This window comes from Virgisporangium ochraceum, assembly GCF_016863655.1.
GTDB lineage: Bacteria > Actinomycetota > Actinomycetes > Mycobacteriales > Micromonosporaceae > Virgisporangium > Virgisporangium ochraceum.
Window position 1 is genome coordinate 85,316 of sequence record NZ_BOPH01000129.1, and the last position, 18,949, is coordinate 104,264.

Genomic DNA, 18,949 nt, shown 5'->3' on the forward strand with positions numbered 1-18,949 from the left:
TCAGGCGGTCCCGAGGATGTTCTTGAGGATGGTCAGGATGACCGGCGCGAGGAGCGCCAGTGCGTAGCCGATCCCGGCTGATTTCAGTGCTCCTTTGGCGCGTTCGACCTCGGACGGGTCGTCGCCGGCCATGAGGTAGCGGGCGCCGCCGATGGTCAGGAACAGGGTGGCGACCGCGGCGAGGATGCCGGTGATCCACCCGGTCATGTTGTTGATCACCGTGGGGAGGTCGTTGACCGGTGGCGTCGACGGTTCCGGCTGAGCCACGGCGGCCGACACCGCACCGAGGACCATCAGTCCGGCGACGCCGGCGACGGTCACCAGGCGGGTTGCTGTTCTGTGCATGACTACTCACACCTCCGGCCCCGGGGGCGGGGCGGGTCGACTGGGAGGCGTCGCCGCTGTGGCGACGTCGGGGAGACGCGAGCACGACCGCGGGTCTGCTCGGTTTCCTTGCTCACCAAGGGCTTCGGTTGGGCACCCAACTCGGCCTCCGGAGGCGGGTCGGCACCCAACGGGGCCAACTGGCGACCGGTCAGGTGCCCGGGGCGGCGGCGAGGAGGCGGCCCCAGTCCAGTTCTCCGCCGCGGATGGCGTCGGTCAGGCGCCGTTCGGCGGCGTAGCGCCATGCGGTGGCGAGTTCGCGGGTGATGCCGAGCTTGTCCGCGACGGTCTGCAGGTCCACCCGGTCCAGGCGGGTGGCCGAGATCAGCAGGCACTCGTCGGGGTCGATGACCGCGGCGGCGACGGCCCGGCTGAGGACCCAGTCGGGGTGGTCCCACGGATGCTGCGGCGGCAGCGACCACGATCCGGCCACCCGGACGAGGTCGACGTCGCCGTCGGCCGCGTCGTCGTCCCGTCGGCTGTTCTTGACGCGGCGCGCACCGGCGTCGATGAGCTTGCCCACGATGCGGGTCTGGGTCAGGTCGATGGTGCGCAACCGTTCGACGAACCCGACCAGCAGGTCGGCGTCCCGGTCGGCCGAGTCGCCGCGGCGGCCCCGGCTCAGCAGCCCGGCCATCGCCCGCAGCCCGGGCAGAGCGAGCCCGGCTGCGGCGACGACCCACGCCGACCCATCGCGCCGGGTCCGGGTGACGAGTTCGCGCCACACGGCGTCGCGGACCGGTCGTGGGGTGCTGTCGGCGATGAGGACCGCTTTCAGCTCGTCCAGCGGCAGGACTTGTGCGGGTAGGCCGGGGAACGGGCGGCAGTCGAACGCCAGGGGCGCCGGCGGGCACACGAGTAGATCGAACGCGCGTTGCACGGCATCCAGGGGAGTGGCCGGCCACACAATCTGCACGAGGGCCTCCAAGGCTTCAGCGGGTGCGCCTGCCTATGGGTGCGGAAGGCGCGGGACCTGCCCATCTGCGCACGCGGACCCAACCGGTTGGCCAACCCACCAACCGGTTGGAATCGCGGTGACAGCCCCACGGCTCGCCGCGACGACGACCGGATGGGCCGGATGGATCGGATGGAAATCAAGGACCGGCAGCAGGGGTTGCGGCGGTTGCTGTGGGAGTGGGATCCGATCGGCTCGCCGAGTTGGCCCCCGACGACGAGTACGACCGCCTCGTGCTGCCGCTTCTGGGCCGGCTGTACCACGGCGCCGACCGGGCCGCGATCAGCGCCTACCTGAAGACCGAGGTCGGCGACCCGTCCGACCACGACATCGACGCGATCGCTGACCGCCTCGTCACGTGGTGGGCGGCTGCCCGCACGGACGTCAGAGACGTCCGGCCCGACGCATCAGGTCCTGGATGACCGCCTCCAAGTCGGCGCGTGCGTCGACCGGGACGGCGCCGTAGCCGAGCCACCGGCGCACGAAGTCGTCGTGACCGGTGCGGGCGGTGGTCGCGGTGTCACCGACCTGGCCGAAGTCGTTGCCCCTGCCGGGGCCTGACAGGCGCGCGACGGCGGTGTCGGCGTCGAGGTCGAGGAGGAACACCGCGTCGAACCGGTCCAAGAATTGATGCGCGTTGTCGGCGCGTCCGCAGACCCAAGCCGCCGGCACACCGGCGGTGGCGGCGTCGGTGAGGACGGCGTCGAGCCGGTCGGGATCCCACCGCCACTCGTGACCGGCCAACCAGGCCGTATCGGGGTGCGCCGGCCGGGGCACCGGTCGGCCGCTGTGGTCGGTCCAGGAACACAACCGGTCGTCGCCGTCGGCGCTGACCGCCCACTGCCCGGCGGCCGCCAACCGGCGGGCAACCGTCGACTTGCCCGCTCCCGATACACCGGTCACCAGGAACGCCCGCACCGGACCAGCCTCCCACCGGCCCGGGACCGCCGGTCGGCGAACCGCCGAGCAGCGGCACACGCCCGTACCGTGCGGTCCGGTGAGCGGTACCGGACAGTCAAGCCCGGCACCGCCCGGGCGTCGCTACGGTCCTCGGTCGGGACCGGGCACCGGCGACCCCGTACCGCCTGCGGACCGGTCGGCCGCCGGTTCCCTCGCCGCGGTACCTCAGAACCGACCGGCGCCCGCGCACCGGTTCTGGTGCGGACCGCAGTCCGGCCAGTTGGGTACCCAACTCGCCCGTTGACAGTCAACCAGCCAGTTGGGCACCCAACCGGCGACAACTGACAGAGACGCCGTGGGGCGTGGTTGGGTCGGTTGGGTTCGTCGACGGTACGGCGGGCCGGCAGTTGGGTGCCGGTGGGGCCATGGGTAGGCGTGAACCCATCCGACCCCAACCCGCCAGACCCGGCCGATCTCGCGTCGTTCGCCGGCGTCGACGGCGAACCACCCGTGCCGGTGACGGTGTGGCACGTCACCGACCTGCGCCGCCGCGGCGAGACGCGCAGCGGTGACGAGTTCAGCCCGGCACTGGCCGGGCTGCTCGTCGCCCTATACACCAGGCCCGGCGACACCGTCGTGGCCCTCGGCCACGACCCCGCCCTTGCCGGCGCCGCCGGTGCGCAGGGCTGCACCTATGTCGCCGTTGACGACCCGGCGGACCTTGCCGACCTCGACGCGGTCGCAGGCACCGTCCGGCTGATCGTCGTGCCACCGCGGACGACACACCGCATCCGCCACAACACCGCCGCGGCCGTCGACCTGTTCACCGCATGCCGCACCCTCACCGTCCCGGCCGGCTGCACGATCGTCGCCCTCGCCACCCTGCCCACCGGCGCCACCGCCTACACCGACCTCACACCCCTGCTCATCCCAGCAGCACGCCAGGCCGGGCTGGAATGGCTGCGGCACATCGTCGCCGTCACCGGCGCCCTGACCGACACACCCGAGTCGACGTGCACACCGGCCGAAGCAGGCGTGAGCATCCACGTCGATCTACTCGTGCTAAGCGTCCGGCAGGACACCCATGGCTGACCGGCGCGACGATCCAGTCGACGCGTCGCATCTCACAAACGGCGTGTCGCGGCCGTCGGTCCTCTCCGTCGGCCGGCGCGGTCTCGCCGCGCAGCGACGGGGACGGTACGTCGCCGGGTCCGCCGGTCACCCCGCCCGGACGGCGCCCGATCTCGCCGCCACTCTGATCGGGGAGTACACCCGACCCGGGGACGTCGTCCTCGACCCGATGGCCGGAACCGGCACGACCCTGGTCGAGGCCGTCCACGCCGGACGCAACGCCGTCGGCGTGGAGATCGAACCCGGGTGGTGCGCCCTCGCCCGGGCGAACCTCGCCCTGGCACGCGGCCAAGGCGCCGCCGGACACGGCCGGGTCATCCGCGGCGACGCAACCCGCCTACCGGCCGGCGTCCCGGTAGAGCTGCGAGGCCAGGTCGACCTGGTCCTCACGTCGCCGCCGTGGACCTCGACGATGTCGACCCAGTCCGCGCCCGGCGGCCGGGTCCGGCTTGTGGAGGGCACGACCGCGGTCCTGGCCGGGTGCGTCCCGCTGTTGGCGCCCCGCGGTGTGATCGTCGTGGTATCCAGGCCATCGCGGCAAAGCCGCACCCTCGTGGACCTGACCGCGGTGGTCGCCGAAGCGGCTGCTGCTGCCGGGCTGGAGCTGGTCGACTGCCGCCGCGCCATCCACGCCGTTATCCGCGACGACCGGTTCGTCGCGCGACACACGTCCTGGGGGTCGACCGGTGTGTGCGACGGTCGCGCGACGTCGATCAGCCAGTGCCTGTACGACGACATCACAGTTTTCACGTCGCGAAGGACGCCGTGAACCGTCGGTCCGACGATGCCGCCGAGGGCTTCCCCGGCCAGGAAGAGTCGGGCTATCGTCCCGCGGCTCGGGGCAGGAGGCCCGCACCCGAACCGCCCGCCGTGCGCGTCGAGATCGTGGTCGTCGATGGCCCGGACGGTCGCCAGCTCCGAGCCACACAGGTGGCGGCGATCCGGAGGGCGTTGCGATGGTTCACCCAGCACAGGTCATGACCGGGCCAGCGGAGGAGCAGGTCAGTCTGCTGTCCTGGCTTCGTGAGGTGGCCGACCAGAACGTTCCGGACGCGTTCGGCCCGGCGGCGGTTCCGGTGGCCTGGGTGGCCCGGACCTCGACCGACGACATGCAGGACCCCACACTGTCCCTGCCCCGCCAACTCGACTCTGTGCGGCGCGTGCTGCCGGACGGGTTCGTCATCGTCGCCCATTTCTACGACGTGGAGTCCGGCCGTACTCCGATGGAGATGCGCGGGCGTAGTACCGCCCACCAGCAGTTCGACATTCCGATCCCGCGTGACGGTGGCCTCGCCGACCTGATGGAGGAAGCGAGGAGACCGGACCGGCGGTTTGTTGCGGTGGTCTGTGAGTCGGTTGAGCGGGTCGCCCGGACGATGTACGGCGGCACCAAGATCGAACACGAGCTTGAGCAGGCTGGTGTCGCGCTCCTGGCCGCCGATGAGGGCATCGACCGTGCGGCCGTCCCGGCTCTGATGGCGGGGGCGGCGCCGGCGAAGCGGGCCACGCCGACGCTGACCCGGCGGGTGAAGCAGGCCATCGCCGAGTTCTACGTCCTGAACATGCTCGAACTCTCGTGGGGTGGGCTGAAGGCGCACACCGACCAGGGCTACAACATCGGTAAGCCGCCCTACGGCTATCAGGCCGACCGACTGCGCCACCCGGTCAAGGCGCAGGCCGCCCTCGGCAAGGTCAAGCACAGGCTGATCATCGACCCGACACGTGGGCCGGTCGTCACGCAGATCTTCCAGTGGCGGGCGCTGGAACGGCTCAGTTACGGCGACATCGCCGAACGCCTCAACGCAGACCCCGACCGCTATCCACCGCCGGATCCGATTCCGGGCCGGGGGAGGCGGCGGATCGGGGCCTGGACCCAGAGCAACGTCCGTGAGGTTCTCGACTACCCGAAGCACACCGGGTACATGGTCTGGAACCGGCGCAAGAACCCGCGTCAGAGTCGCGGGCTACCAGGAAGGGTGAACCCGCCGAGCCAGTGGGTGTGGTCGTCGAGGCCGACTCATGAACCTCTGGTGACCCGGGCGCTGTTCGAGGCGGCCTCAACCATCGGCCGGTTCCGCAAGGGCTCTCGTAGCGGCTCCGGCCGGAATCCGAACCCGATCACCACCCGCACCTATGTCATGCGCTCGTACGTGGTCTGCGATCTGTGCGGGCGGCGCATGTGCGGCCAGATGCGCAAGCACTACACCTACTACCGGTGCGGAGTCAGCCAGAGCAACCACGGCCACCAGCCCTGGTACGCCACCCACCCGACCAACGTCCTCATCCGTGAAGACCTGATCGTCGAACCCCTCGCGAGGTTCTTCGCCGAGCGCATCCTCGGCCCCAACCGCGCAGCGCTCCTCGAAGCCGCACAGCCCGACGAGCGTGAGAACCAGCGGCTCCACGCCCTCCACGCCGAGATCGCCGAACTTCGCCGCCAGCGGGCCAACGTCGCCGAGGAGCTCCAGACCTACCGCCCCACCGGCGACCGAGACGTTGACAGCGCCTGGCGGGACACCCTCCGCGGCCAGTTCGCCGCGCTGGTCACCGCAGAACGGACCAAAACCGACCTACTAGCCCAGCTGGTCCGTGAGGACAACAACGATCAGGCAACAGAATTGATCAACGAGATCCCGCAGTCCAAGATCGACATCACGGCGCTACCAGAGGCCGACCAACGGCAGCTCTACGACGCGTTCCACCTACAGATCCGCTACGACGCCCACCACCACGAGCTGATCTTCCGCGTCGCCCTGGACGCCGACACGGCGGAAGCGCTGGCAAGCCTCATACAAGAAGAAGTTTGCGATGCTTCGCGTGCCCCCGGCAGGAGCCAGAGCAAACCTGGACGGTCAACCAACGCGCCTGACCTGCCGGGTCGACCTGCCGTGACTGATGTGGATGTATCGTCGCCTGCCGGTGCGCTGCGACCGATGCGGCGATGGGCTAGGGACCGGTTCCGCGGCTACGCGGCGATTAGGTCGACGCCCACTTTCCTAGATCTGCGTCAACCACTTGATCGCACCTGGGCCGGCCTGCGGAGCGAGCCGGATCGCGGCGACCAGCAGACGCCCGCTCATTCCGCTGAGCAGGCCACGGGTCACCATCTGCCGGGCTACAGCCTCGTCGTGTGTGGTGGCGACCTCGGCCATGTCGCCGAAGATGCCGGCTCGCTGTCGTCGCGGCACCCTACCTGCGTATTCCTCAGCCAAGTCCCATAACCCGGCCTGGGCCGCGGCGCGGGCGAGGGCTCCGGCGTCGGTCTGTCCGGCTGCTTGGGCCTTGAGCAGCCTGGTCGCCTTGTCGACACGCCGACTCTTCGCGGCGGCGATGGCCAGGTCCGTCAGGTTTGGACCGGTCACATGCTCGGCGAGCAGGCTGTCGACGATCCGGTCGGCCAGTTCGAGCTCGTCCAGATTGTAGGCGACCTCGGCGACCTCGACCGCCGCGTCCGGACCGGCCCGGCGGGCGTCCCGCGCCGCCTTGGCGCACAACCGCGCTCCGAGAACCCGACCGGCCGAATGTTGAGCGAGTAGCAGGACGGCCGCGCAGCGCTCCTCGGCGTCTGCTGTGCGAAAGGCAGCACCGACCGCCAGCCGGAGGGCCGCTGAGGCGACCTCCGGCAGCTCCAGCTGGTTCGCGACCTGCGCGGCGTCCGCGAAGATTCCAACGCGTTTGTGTCCGCCATTCAGGTGAGCGGTCTCAGCCAGCACCTGGCGGAGCACAGCGGCCGGGTCGTCCCTTTCGTCGCCGGGCGTCATCGCTGCCGCCACATCGACCAGCACGCCGAGGCGACGCGCGTCGTCCTTGATTCCGGCGGCGATCCCGGTCGCGACATCGATATAGCCGATTTCGGCGAACGCCCTAGCCGCCATCGCTAGTGGCGCGAACGGGATCATCGGGTTGTACCGGCAGCGGCGCAGCAACTCCATTCCCTCATCGACTGCGCCTGACCGGATCGCCTCGTAGACGGCGGTGGCGTCCACGACGTCACGCTCGAAGTTGGACCGGTCGCTTACCAGCTCGACAGCGTCACGCCAGCGCCCCTCCTGCGCCCACAGCTGACCGATCGCCTCGTGGACACCGAGGCCGACGTTGCGATCCGTCCCAGCGAGTAGCCGTTTCGAGGTGGTGACGTCACCGGCTCCGGCCATCCCCACCGCGAAGCATCCCGTGATCAGTGCTTGTCGTTGCGGCGATCCGTCGAGTCGGACCGCGTCGAGCGCTTCGCGCTGGCGCCCGTGCCGCCACATCTCCTCTACCGCCCGGATCAAATCGGCGCCACCACCCCGCACGCTAAGATCCAAGGCGGAGTTTTGCTCAGCACTCTGCTGCGCGTTCTTCCGCCAGTAATCCTCCGCTGCGTATGCGAACACCGCCGCGCGTGATCCGTGGGCCAGGGCCGCCCCGTGGGCGAACTCGGCGACCGTGTCGACCCAACTAGTGAGGTGGTCGAGGAAGCGGACGGGATGAGAACGGAAGTTGGCCAGCAGGTGAGCCGCGTCGCGGGAATCGCCGCGTTCCAGAGCGGCTTTGATCCGGCCTAGGTAGATCCGGTCTGGGTCGCTGCCCGCATAGGAACTGATAGTGGACAGCGCCTGACGTCCGTGCACCGCTGGCGGCGAGAACACCGAGTGGCCGGCGATCGCGTCATCGAGGTGCCTGCGGCGGATCTGCTCGTCGCTACTCAACTCTTGTCCGGTCAGGCCGCCCATCAATGCCTTGGCATGGCTTTGATCGCCGAGGATGACGGCTAGGCTGGCCGCCTCCAATACCACCGACGGCAGCAGATCGTCCGATGATCTCGCGATCAATGTCGCGATGGAGTGGTTCAAGCTGGACGCCAAGCTGATCTGGCCGATCCGGTAGGCGCTCAGCCCGAGGCGGGCTGAAAGCCGCACTACGGCTCCCGGCTCCTCCGGTGGGGGGTCTTCGGTCAGTTCCGCGGCCGCCTCGGCTGCCAGCAGCAGCAGCGTGCGAGCCTGGAGGCGGTCGATGCGCTCGAGTGGCTCTGTGAGGGCCATCAACGCCTCGGCCCGCCGATCGGGCCGGGTCAATTGCTGAGCTCGCAGTTGCGCATGCTGAAGCTCACCGGCCAGGCCGAAGGCGAGAATCAGGTCGTGTGGATAGTCGTCGAGGCCGGGCGCAACCTCGCTGAGCCGCAATGCGACGTCGATCAGCGCCGGCCATTCTTCGAGCCGCACGGACCCGGCCGCCGCGAGCGAGCGTCGTAGTACGTCGGCCGCGCCGGGCAGAGCCCCGGTCTGCCGCTGGTGTTGCTCCAGCCAGAGCGGCGAGGTCACGGTCGCGATCAGCTTGGCCAACGCTCCGTGAGAGGCGAGCATGACCGGATACTCAGTTACCAGGAAGGCCGGTGTGGTGGTCGGCCAGCCGGACGTTGCGTACTGCTCACCAAGTCTGATCATCGACTCTCGGTAGTCCTCCGGCGGCGTGGCGCTGCGCGCCAAGACGATCTCGCGCAGGTTCTCATGCGCGAACCAGAGCAATGGAGGTTCGGTCGACGGCATCGGCACCAGAATCCGCCCGCCGGGCTGTCCGGCAAGTGCTTGGCGAAGCCGGTCGCGATCCGCCGGGTCCATATCGAGCGCCCGGCCGAGATCGGCTTCGGTCAGCCGGCCGACCGCGGCGACGCATTCGCAGGCGCGCCATGCCGGGCCGCCTTCGTAGTACAGCGCATCCAGGTCGAGCGTGGCCCGTTCGCGGATCTGCTGTGCGTACGGACTGGGCTGCAGGATGACGTCGTCTCGCGTCTGGTCGCGGCGCAGCGCGTGGTCCGGGCTGACCAGCGTGGTCACGTCAGGCGATGGCCGGCTGAACAGCAGGACGGACAACCCCTGCGTTGGCGAGTTCGGCAGGGAGCCCAGCAGGCGCTGCAATTCGCGGCGGCGGGCGATCTCGTCGAGGCCGTCGATCAGCAGCAGGATCTGTCGGCCGTCGCTCTGCTGGGCGATGCGGGCGCGGTTAAGGAGATCGTCAAATTCGGCCGCCGGGTCGGGCGGTCGCGTCTCGTCTAGCAGCGCGGCGACCTGGTCGGCGATCTTGGCGAGTACATCGTCGGCCGAGGTGGGATTGCCGCCCTCGGAGAAGTAGCACACCACATCGACATCGGCCGGGGGGTCGACCGCGACGGCGGCGGCGATGGCGCTCTTGCCCGACCATGGTTCGCCGGTCCAGACGGCGTACGGGACGTCGCCGGTTATCCATTGACGCAGCCGGTGCAGCTCAGCGTCACGGTCACGCAGCGGCTGATGTGTGCTTGTGACGTTGCGAAGCGTGGTTTTGTAGGGCTGGCGATGAGTGACGGGGCAGGCCATGTCAACCTGATGGTCCGCTAGTACCTGCCGGAACCGTTCGATGCTTTCCGGCGGCTCCCGGTAGCTCGTTGCCGGCGAAATCTCTCCGCCGAGCAGCGAGCCTAGCGGTAACGCGTCGAAGGTGCGGCCGTCGGACGTGGTGGTGGTGACCACTCCGACCAGACGCCGCTCGAAGTACAGCGGCGCGCCTGAAATTCCGCGCCAAGCACTTCCTTCGGCGACATAGTTCCCGCTGATGCCGACGGTGATCCGCCCGGTCCGGGCGTTCGCCTCGCGCACCGTGCCGGTCACGGTCAGCGTGTCGCGAATGGGCCGGCCTTCCGCCAGCCATCTCTCCTGCACCTGCGGATAACCGGTGCAGCTGACGTCCTGTCGCCAACGGGGTCGCAGGACGGACCCAGGCGGGGTTCGCAACCGGCCGATACCAGGCGGCCGTACTATCCCAAGTCCGAGACCCGTTACTTCCAGCAGAGCGATGTCGATCCCGGATGCTTCGGCGGCCCAGACGACCTGCGCTTGCAACCAGGTATCCGCCATGATGCCCCGTCGCACCTCGACGCTTATCAAAGCCGGTGGAACGACGTGCCGTGCGGTGAGCACCAGCCGCGGCGCAAGCAAATAACCGCTGCCGTAAGACCACTTGCCCTCCGGCCCGGATGCGGCCAGCACCTCGACATGCTGGTCGAGCTGGGCACCGTCGGCGGCGGTCACCCCGGACGCCCGGCCACCTCGTCGCTGACCTCGAGGACCGAGCCGTCGGCGAGCCTCGGCGCCAAGGTCAGTCTGAGCCGCTGGGTGCGGCCGCGCTGGGTGCGGCCGTCGATCCCGGCGTCGACGACCCAGAATTTGATGCCTGCCTTCGCGCCCACGTCGCGGGTCGAGGCCACCTCGACCTCCAACTCAAGCTGTTCAACCTGCAGGCGAAGCTCGTTGCCGGCACCGGCCTGTTGCGCCTCGGACAACTCGGCGCGAAGGGAGTCGAGCCACTCGGAAAGCGAGATAGAGAGACGGTCGGACACAAGTCCTCCTGCTGGTGGCACCGTACTGGTCACTCTCTGACCACAATCGCAGCACTCACCGCAGTTTTCGATAGCCAACCCACTGTCAGCGTTATGACACCTTCAGTGTCTGGACAATCAGGTCGGCGTAGGGATGGTGTAGACCGTGTCGATACGGAGCCGCCATGCCGAACATGATCATCCACTATCCTCCGGCCGAGCGGCGATGGGCCGAATGGCTCGCCGTCGAGTTCGAAAGTTGCAGCCTGGACGTGGCCTTGCGGCGCACTGACCGGATCGATCCATTCCGCGGCTTCGTCAGGCACACTCCCGATGCGGAACACGTCCAGCTCGCTCCAACCTGGACCGGCCAGCCACCCCGGGCCGTGGTCGACATTGCGTCCGACCGCGTGCCGGTGGCGATTGTCCTGGTAAAGCCGCCGCCCGCGGGCGTTCGAGTGCACGATTTCGCGCTGGACCTGTCCGACGCCGACGACGAGGAAACGGCCCGCGCCGCGGTATGGGAGCATTTCGACCTTCGGCCCGGCGACGGGCCGCCGACCGCAGGTCTCTTTGGCCTGGAGCGGCCGGGGTTCCCGCCGGACCTCTCCCCAGTGTGGGGGATTGGCCCGCGCCGAGCTTCACGCGACAGCCTGGATCTGCTCGAGCGCGAGCTGGCCGCCAACGGCACGGACGAAATCGTCCGAGTGGCGATCGGCGGACCGCCCGGATCGGGCCGCAGCACACTCGCCGCCCATTACGCCCACCGGAACGCCGACCGGTACGCCGGCTGCGTCGCGATCGACGCGGCACTGCCGGAGACATTGCCGCTTCAACTGCGGACCGTCATGAAACCGCGCGGCGTTTTGCAAGAGGACGTTGACGTCTGGTTGCTCGTGATCCACAACCTGGCTGATCTCGCACAGCAGCCGGAGCTGCCACCCGGCCGCTGGCACGTCCTAATGACCTGCGAAGAACCTGTGGCCAATAGCTCTCCGATCCCTTGTGTGATCCTTTCCGCCGACGGTACTTCGCCCGCACCGATCCTATCGTCGACCGCCCACTCGCTTCTGCAGCTGCTGAGCGCCTTCGCGCCTGCACCGATTCCGCTGACGCTGCTGGCCGCCGGCGCCGCCGCCGCACCTGGCGACCTGGCCGAGGTGCTCGATTCGCCGCAACGCACCAGCGAGCTGGTCACCGAACTGTGCACCGCCGGGATCGTTCGGCGTACCCCCGAGACCGTGCGGGTCCGTCCGTCAATGCGCCCGCAGATCAACGATCGGTCGACGGGACATGCCGCGGCCGTAACCGCGCTTGCCTTGCCGGTCCTGCTGCACGACGGCAGTCACCCGGAAGACTGGCTCGTCGCTGTGCCCCATCTCGTACGCTGCCTCGACGTCCCCATCGAGCAACCGCGGCACGCGACCCTGCGAGAGTATGTGGACGCATGGGAGGATGGTCGCCCCCAACCGGTTCCGATGGCGGCCGCCATCGAGGTGGCCTCCGGCGTCCTGTCAGAAATGGACGCACCGGAGTTGGTCCTGCGGCTGGCCGAGCGCGGCGCGCAACAGACGGCGGAGCCGGGTAAAACTTCAGAAATGGCCCGGATCCGATCGCTGACCGTCCTCGCAGGCAGCTTGCTTGACAACCGCAGACCGCACGAGGCGCTCAACACTGTGCTTGAGGCCGAACGGATCGCCACGGCCGAGATCGATCCCGATTCGGGCTCCGACCGGGAACTGCCCTACTCACCGGCTTATCTGTCTCATATGAAGGCGCTTGTGCTGGCCGCGCTGGGCGAACACGACGAGGCACTGGAGACGCTGAGGATGATGCGGCGGATGGCTGGAGTCGGCGGTCCGCAACTTCCTGCGGACGACCGGGCTATCCGGCGGCTGCACGCGGAACTGTTGCTTCACGCCGGCCACACCGCCGAGGCGGCCGATGTCTTGGATTTCGGTTTCCGCGACGATCCGAACGACGACTTCGAGGCTGGGCTTATTCGACTAACCCAGGCCAAGATCCTGCTAAACAGCGATCCGGCGACCGCTCGGGAGCTGGCCGCCGACGCCCGAAGGATCCTCATCGAACACGGACGGCGTCGCGAAGCAGTGGACGCACGACTGGTCGAGTCTGGCGCTGCGATGCGCCTGGACGCCACCGCCCAGGCGGCCGACCTGGTGGACGATGCGCTTCTCGAGGCCCGCGAACTCGACGATGAACACCTGATCAGCGAGGCGCTACGCCACTCCGCGGAGTGCCGGGTAGCCAGCGGCGATGACCTGGGGGCCTATGAGCGTTTCGACGAGGCGGCCGCGCAGGCCGATCGCCGCAGCCTGGACGCCCGTCACCGAATCCAGCTCGACCACCATTTCGCTAAGTTGTTGCTGCGAACCAAGCGCCTGGACCGCGCCGCCGAACTGCTGACAAGATCGGTGGCCGGGTGGCGGGATGACCCGGACCGGATCCGCCCATTGGACCGCTACAACATCGCCGAAATGTTAGCCGCGGTCGAGCATGCGCGGGGACGGATGGACGCGGCGGCGGAAGCGCTGAAGCTGGCCCTGGACTCGATCGACCCGGCCGAGGCCGATGCAGCCGAAGCCGAGGGCAGGACCAGACTAGGGCTGGCGCAGCTACTCCTGGCCGCCCACCGCCCAGCGGAATCCGAGGCCGTCGCCCAGCGGATCCCGGACGGGTGGGCCGGACGCGCGGAACACGCGGCCGACATTGCGCAGCTGCGGCTCGCGCGCGTCGAAGCACTCCACGCCGAGGGCCGCACGGCCGATGCACAGCAGGCCACCGATCAGTGCGTTGACGAGGCCGCGCAACTACTCGGCTGGGCCGACACCCGGCTCGGAGACATTCTCGCCACTGTCGTTGACACCCTCCTGCGAGTGAATGAAATCGAGCAAGCTCACCGGTACGCCCTCGCTGGGCTCACGCTCGCCCGAAATGTGACCGGCGACGCCTCTCCGCAGATCGCAGTCGCCCTGGACAATCTCGCCCGCACGCTCGTCGCACGCGGCGAGGCAGCTCAGGCAGTCGGCATAGCCGAAGCGGCGACCAGGATCGCAATCCAGTGCTACGGCTGGAACCACCGCGAAGTCGCAGTTCGAATGTTCAACCTGGCAGACACCTACGGACATCTCGGGCGATGGTGCGAAGCCGCGGACCTCCTGACGCAGGTCGTGGAGATCGACCAGCGAGCTTACGGGCCGCAACACAGCGAGGTCGAGTTGGATCGTCGAGCACTGGCCAAGGCCAAGGCGATGTGCCAGGGGGCGTGACCCGAGGCGCTCATCCGGTTGGCAAGTGCGGGTTCGAATCATCGATTGGCCCGACGCTCCACCTCCGTCCGCTCTGACATACGAGCGTTTGGCAGGCACAAGGCTTGGAAGGTAGAGGGCTCACGTGTGGGTTCGAAGCCTCGGCAGGAGCCAGAGCAATCATTGACCGCCAGCCAACACGCCTGACCTGCCGTGTAGGCCTGCCGTGACTGACCGCAGGTAGACCCGCAAAGCGGCCATCTGGCGGGCGCGGGTCAACGGCGGGCATCACGGCGCTCCGGGCACCTGATGCCTGGTCTGAGATCCTCCCTGGTGACCCTAGAACTCATACCAATCTTGAATGGAGATGACATCCGACCGCGTCGTGCGGACAGTCGTGCCATCCGGGAACAGGCCCAAGTCTGTCAGTGGAGCCTGAGGATCGTCTGAACATCGTCGCTGAGTCCCCCGATTCGATTTTGCTGGATCGCGCTCTGCTGTCCTGGTCGACATGATCTCCCGCTGGGCGATGCGCTGGAAACCAACGTTGTCGGCCTTCCCTATGACTTTCGAAGGCCGACTCTCTTAGTTCGCAACCGGATTCAGCCACACGATCTTCTTGACAGTCGCGCCGCTGGCCGAGACCGTCCAGCACCACCTTAAGATTCGCACGATCGTTAAGCCGAACGGGCGCCGTCCAAGTGGGCCGCAGCCCGCAGGGCGTCACCTGCGGGTGTCGCGTGGCCTTCGTTAGTCATACAGGACATCTCGTCATGCGGATGGAGCGGGTGAAGGAAGGCGTGGGTGTTGCCTCGGGCCCTCGGTGCCACGCCGAGACGTCTGGGGCACGAGTCGTGAAGCTTAGAGCCTGGGTCAGGACAGCAAGCGCGACCACGGCACTATCACCAATTTCAAACGACGTGCTGGGTTTAATGCCGACTCGACGTTCTCAATTTCACCACGATTGGAAGGACAGATCACGTGTTATCGACCAGTGACCTGCAGAAAGATCAAGAACCCCGGCGCTTGGGTCGGCAGGTACAGAGGGTCGCAAAGGTGCTACCTTATCATCGGCAGATTCTCGTCAACTCTACATTCTGGACAAAAGGTGCTATATATTTCAGGGCTTCTATGCGTCGCGCCGACTGGCTGACCATCCTCGGAGCGGCTGTCACTGGGGCGCTGTCGATCAGTCTGATCGTCGCTGGCTTTCTGTCGGAAGGGAATGCCTTAGGAGTGCTTGTCGGCCTCGGCGGCACTGTGGCTGTCGCATGCCTGATATTCGTGGTGCAAGTTATCCACATTGTGGCGCGAGAACGCCAGGCGCCGGCGGCGCCAAGCATTCCGTCAGAGACTAGCCGTGCCGAGACTCCATCACCTGGAGCACCCTCCTCAAATGAGGAACAATTTGCCTCTAGGCAAAGCGTAAATGCTTGGGATCCTACGAAATCTGCTTCGTCGGTCGTATACAGAGCTGTATCTGCAGCGCCATCAACGACCGATCTCATTTCACAAGCCGAACGCGAAGTTCTTGCAATGGTAGTGTCTGGTCGGAACTTCATCCAGCCAAAGCTGTATCACACCGTCCTTGAGAAGATGAAAAGTCCAAACGACCGCACCGTATTCCGTCTTCTTGCCCTGAATCATTTCTCCGATACCCAGTTCGTTGATGCGCGAAACCGCATGATGGATATGAGACGGGGCGCCGAATTCGTGCCCATATATCAAAAGAATTTTGAAGAATTCAGAGAGTATACGTCTCAAATTACCGGCGAAGATCCCACTCGCGCACGGTTCGACGTTCGATTCTACAGCCATATGCCGACGACCTACTTCTACATCATAGATGATGTCTTGTACCTCAGCTTCTTGCTGTCGAAGCCGGTATCGAGTTCTCCGATGGTTGTAGTCCGTCCGATTGATGCCGAGTCAAGGGCGGCGATTTCGGCGTTTCGCTCCCACTTCGAACATTACTGGAGCTCTTCCCGGTTCTTCGTGACTCTAATCGGGCTGACCCCAGACGGCCAAACTCTATTGGTTAGAAATCGAAAGCGGGGTCTAGAATGGCCGACGGGGTTTATCGAGCCCAATGAGAATCTTGCCACAGGCGCTGCTCGTGAGTTTCAGGAGGAAACCGGATTCAAGGTGGGTCACCCAATCGAGATTGGGAAAACACCGATGGGCTACTTTTTCGCCGGTCGAATTGGTGATCGGGTTGGCGAGGGTTCCGCGCGCGAAATATCAGAAGCGGTGTTTGTTTATGATCTTCCTGAACGGCAGGAAATGTCCTTTAACCAAGACTACGGTGTCTTTGTTCAATTTCTTCAGATGGCCCGAAGTCGCTTCTCCGCGCTACCGGAGCCCTAAAGTATATTGTTGCAGCGCATTAGCTTGAGACTCAATTGAACGCTGGGGTCGGGGTGGCAGATCTAGGGAGTCAACGGTTTCTGTTATTGTCAACTGAACCGGAAGTGTCCCCTCGCTCCATAGACTTAGAACATCCGCTATTCCGGCTAGGTCGTGAATCTCAACGCGATAGACTGACGGGCCCGTCAGTGATAGATCGAGGGCGACTGGTTGACCTCCAGAGGAGGCATGCATGTGATTGGCGAACACAACGTGGAGAACTTTGAGATTAGAAGTCGCTAACCACTCTGCCGCCGGTGACCCGAGAATTCTGTTCCCGTCTCCCTCAATAACGACGGTCGGGAGGTTCGAGAACCTGTTGAATCCAACTGCTACGGCTGCGGACATTCCCATCGCGCCTTCAAGAAGTATCGCGGGAACATCTTCAAGGAGGTTTCCGACCCGGCGGGACAAGTCGCCGTTTCCAACGATTAATGCGGCGCCCGCATTCTTGATCGCGTCCCCGATTAATAGAAGTGCACGATCCCGCCGTTGGGAAGCGTCCTGCGCAGTCATTCAGAGCTCCCAACATGTGTGGGCTCATCGAGAACGATCGCATGAAGCTCACGGTGCCGAATTCTTGTGGCGATCAAGTCCGTGATCTGCGCTAACGCGTTGGAAGAGACGCGCATGGATGGTATCTGCAATGCGCTAAGTAGCGGTCCTAGTGTTTGTTGCCAAACTCGATGATGTTCGGGTAGGAGTTCATGTTGACCGGCAGTACTGACCAACAGAGTGAGTGGAAGCCGAGAAGTCTTGAAAGTTGTCAGTAAGGCGTCAAGGCAATGTCCGAGACCGGCATCTTTCATGAATACGCACGCACGCCGGTTGGCCAGGACCGCTCCAAATGCTGCTGCTACAGCAAGATCCTCGCGGGGCGCTATATGTGGCAGTCGTCCCGCAGCCGATAGACACTCTAGAATCGGTGCTAAGCGTGAGTCTGGGACGCCGACCCAGTAGTCGACATAATAAGGTTTGTCGATTGCCAGGATTAGGTTCTGAGAACTGACCATCGGCGTCATTACGGGAACTCTATCTCCGATCGAATCTGAGAGAACGGACGATAAGGGCCGTCGAGCGTCCTGTCTCCGGATAAAATTTCGTCCAGTAGTTTCACCCCTTCGAGTACTCGCTGAATGGTAAGAATGTTGGGAATTATCAGCGTATCGATTGCGTGTGATCGGAACTCGCCTATCGTGCGACCCGGCGAAAGAGTTGATAGTGCTACTAGAGAACGAATCGGAAGTCGGTTGAGAAGAGCGCTCGCGCCTTTGCTGACAAGGTCGTAGCCGTGGATCAGTAGTTGCGGTGGATCTAGACCTTCTACGTCAAACAGTTCTCTCAAGTAGATGATTGTTCCTTCGATGTCTCCGTATATGCGGTAATGTTCCGTTCTCAGGCACACGCGAATAGACGGAACATCTCTGCTTTTACGGCTCCAGAAGTGTAGGCGGCTTCTTGTCTGTTGGAGATCGGCCAGCACGTTCCCATTTGGTGAAAATGAGTTCACCCTCGGAAAACGCGTGTCGTCAATGACGATCGTGACGGCTCGATTGAGCGAATCGGCGAAGTGCGCCAGCCGATCGTTGCCATAACAGACGCCGTTTGAGGCGTCAATGATGAGTGGCAGGGCAGATCCACGGCAAACTGCTTGGATCCGTTCGCAGAGCTGCTCAAATCGAATCAAGTCGCTATCTGGAACTCCGAGTGAGCATGATATCTCGAAGCTTGATATCCACAGGTGATTGCACGTTGGCACCCAGTCTAACGTACGCGCAGCAACGGCGTCCACGGCACCAACCGCAATATTCATCTGCTTAGAATCGTCTCAGGTAGGCTGCTGAACACTTCTTTGAGCGCCGTCCCTTTGGAGCGTTTGTACGGCTCGACAATCTCAGCCACTGCCTGAGACCTTTTATATAGGTCCGCTCGGTTAGTTGAGTACGCTCGAGCCACTGGACCATCTGGCGTGATCCACGCGTGAAACGCTACGTAGAGACATTGAAAGATGCTTGAAATGGGGCCGGAGTGAGGTCCATCTAGTTTCGGCCATAGCTCGACGGCCGGCGGATATGATTGATTCAAGCTAGTAGCTCCGGCGAAGAAGTCGGCTGTCGCAAAGTGGAGCCGACGAAGCCCATTTATCACGATTGCTCCCATGCACATCAAGCAGGGCTCGATCGTGCTGTAGAGAGCGTCCGGAACATGTTGAGTTACAGTCGGGATTTGCGTCAGGGCATTAATGGCGGCATGTGCCAGGCTCGTGTCGGCTAGCTCCCGCGCGTTTGTGTCAATCGTGCGTACGCGATTATTCGCCTGCGCGACAATAGCCCCGGCAGCGTCTAATATTACGGTACCGGCTGGACAGCAATCGTTCTGGTAAGCTATCCAGGCCTGATTGAATGCAAGCTGCCAAGGTTCATCTAGCTTCTCCCATGCCTCGCGCAAGCCAGTCATGGCCGAATTCTACAGCCAGAGGCTGCGTAGGCGGCGGACTATTTTGGGCGGTCGACCCCTGCGGGGGGATGTACGAGAGTGTCGCTGCGACATCGACCTGGCTCTCTGAGGCCC

At 65.3% G+C, this 18,949-nt stretch carries 13 protein-coding genes and 1 pseudogene; 6 read left to right on the top strand and 8 right to left on the bottom strand.

From position 1 onward, the window contains the following. Both Voc01_RS45005 and Voc01_RS45010 read right to left on the bottom strand, forming a co-directional pair. Positions 1–345: a pilin gene (locus tag Voc01_RS45005; RefSeq protein WP_203933901.1), complete on the bottom strand. Its 345-nt coding sequence runs from the start codon at positions 343–345 to the stop codon at positions 1–3. A 190-nt stretch (positions 346–535) separates the two neighbouring features. After that, a complete protein-coding gene (locus Voc01_RS45010; protein ID WP_203933902.1) occupies positions 536–1,300 on the bottom strand; it encodes a hypothetical protein in 765 nt (254 codons plus the stop codon). A gap of 218 nt (positions 1,301–1,518) precedes the next feature. Here Voc01_RS45010 and Voc01_RS45015 point away from each other — a divergent pair, with 218 nt between their 5' ends. Further along, positions 1,519–1,761 (top strand): hypothetical protein, encoded by a 243-nt coding sequence (locus Voc01_RS45015; RefSeq protein ID WP_203933903.1) that lies wholly within the window; start codon positions 1,519–1,521, stop codon positions 1,759–1,761. Here the strand turns inward: Voc01_RS45015 and Voc01_RS45020 are convergent. Continuing rightward, positions 1,724–2,257, bottom strand: coding sequence for a hypothetical protein (locus Voc01_RS45020; protein WP_203933904.1), 534 nt, complete (start codon positions 2,255–2,257; stop codon positions 1,724–1,726). The genes Voc01_RS45015 and Voc01_RS45020 overlap by 38 nt on opposite strands. A gap of 417 nt (positions 2,258–2,674) precedes the next feature. Between Voc01_RS45020 and Voc01_RS45025 the strand changes: the two genes are divergently transcribed. The 3 genes from Voc01_RS45025 (at position 2,675) to Voc01_RS54495 (ending at position 6,591) form a co-directional block, all read left to right on the top strand. After that, positions 2,675–3,331 (top strand): hypothetical protein, encoded by a 657-nt coding sequence (locus tag Voc01_RS45025; protein WP_203933905.1) that lies wholly within the window; start codon positions 2,675–2,677, stop codon positions 3,329–3,331. Then, on the top strand, positions 3,324–4,139 hold the full coding sequence (locus Voc01_RS45030; protein WP_203933906.1) for a TRM11 family SAM-dependent methyltransferase: 816 nt from the start codon (positions 3,324–3,326) through the stop codon (positions 4,137–4,139). Before Voc01_RS45025 ends, Voc01_RS45030 begins: the two co-directional genes overlap by 8 nt. Positions 4,140–4,347: 208 nt before the next feature. After that, a complete protein-coding gene (locus Voc01_RS54495) occupies positions 4,348–6,591 on the top strand; it encodes a recombinase family protein (RefSeq protein ID WP_203933907.1) in 2,244 nt (747 codons plus the stop codon). A gap of 3,279 nt (positions 6,592–9,870) precedes the next feature. On the opposite strand, the pseudogene Voc01_RS54500 reads toward Voc01_RS54495, so the two are convergent. Further along, positions 9,871–10,416 (bottom strand): annotated as a pseudogene (locus Voc01_RS54500) (trypsin-like peptidase domain-containing protein); the annotation flags it as partial. Continuing rightward, on the bottom strand, positions 10,413–10,724 hold the full coding sequence (locus Voc01_RS45040) for a trypco2 family protein (RefSeq protein WP_203933908.1): 312 nt from the start codon (positions 10,722–10,724) through the stop codon (positions 10,413–10,415). The pseudogene Voc01_RS54500 and the gene Voc01_RS45040, both read right to left, overlap by 4 nt. A 164-nt stretch (positions 10,725–10,888) precedes the next feature. Here Voc01_RS45040 and Voc01_RS45045 point away from each other — a divergent pair, with 164 nt between their 5' ends. Together Voc01_RS45045 and Voc01_RS45050 are read left to right on the top strand one after the other, a co-directional pair. Beyond that, positions 10,889–13,993, top strand: coding sequence for a tetratricopeptide repeat protein (locus tag Voc01_RS45045; protein WP_203933909.1), 3,105 nt, complete (start codon positions 10,889–10,891; stop codon positions 13,991–13,993). Between the two features lie 960 nt (positions 13,994–14,953). Further along, complete coding sequence (locus tag Voc01_RS45050; RefSeq protein WP_203933910.1) at positions 14,954–16,339, top strand: NUDIX hydrolase; 1,386 nt, start codon at positions 14,954–14,956, stop codon at positions 16,337–16,339. On the opposite strand, the gene Voc01_RS54885 is transcribed toward Voc01_RS45050, so the two are convergent. From Voc01_RS54885 to Voc01_RS54890, 3 genes are all read right to left on the bottom strand, one after another. Next, positions 16,325–16,894, bottom strand: a complete 570-nt coding sequence (locus tag Voc01_RS54885; RefSeq protein ID WP_203933911.1) for a thiamine pyrophosphate-dependent enzyme — start codon at positions 16,892–16,894, stop codon at positions 16,325–16,327. The genes Voc01_RS45050 and Voc01_RS54885 overlap by 15 nt on opposite strands. A gap of 505 nt (positions 16,895–17,399) precedes the next feature. Continuing rightward, the gene (locus tag Voc01_RS45060) at positions 17,400–18,191 is read right to left on the bottom strand and encodes an isocitrate lyase/phosphoenolpyruvate mutase family protein (protein ID WP_203933912.1); all 792 of its coding nucleotides are present in this window, start codon (positions 18,189–18,191) and stop codon (positions 17,400–17,402) included. Then, positions 18,188–18,835, bottom strand: coding sequence for a deaminase (locus Voc01_RS54890; protein WP_203933913.1), 648 nt, complete (start codon positions 18,833–18,835; stop codon positions 18,188–18,190). Before Voc01_RS54890 ends, Voc01_RS45060 begins: the two co-directional genes overlap by 4 nt. Positions 18,836–18,949: the final 114 nt, after the last annotated feature.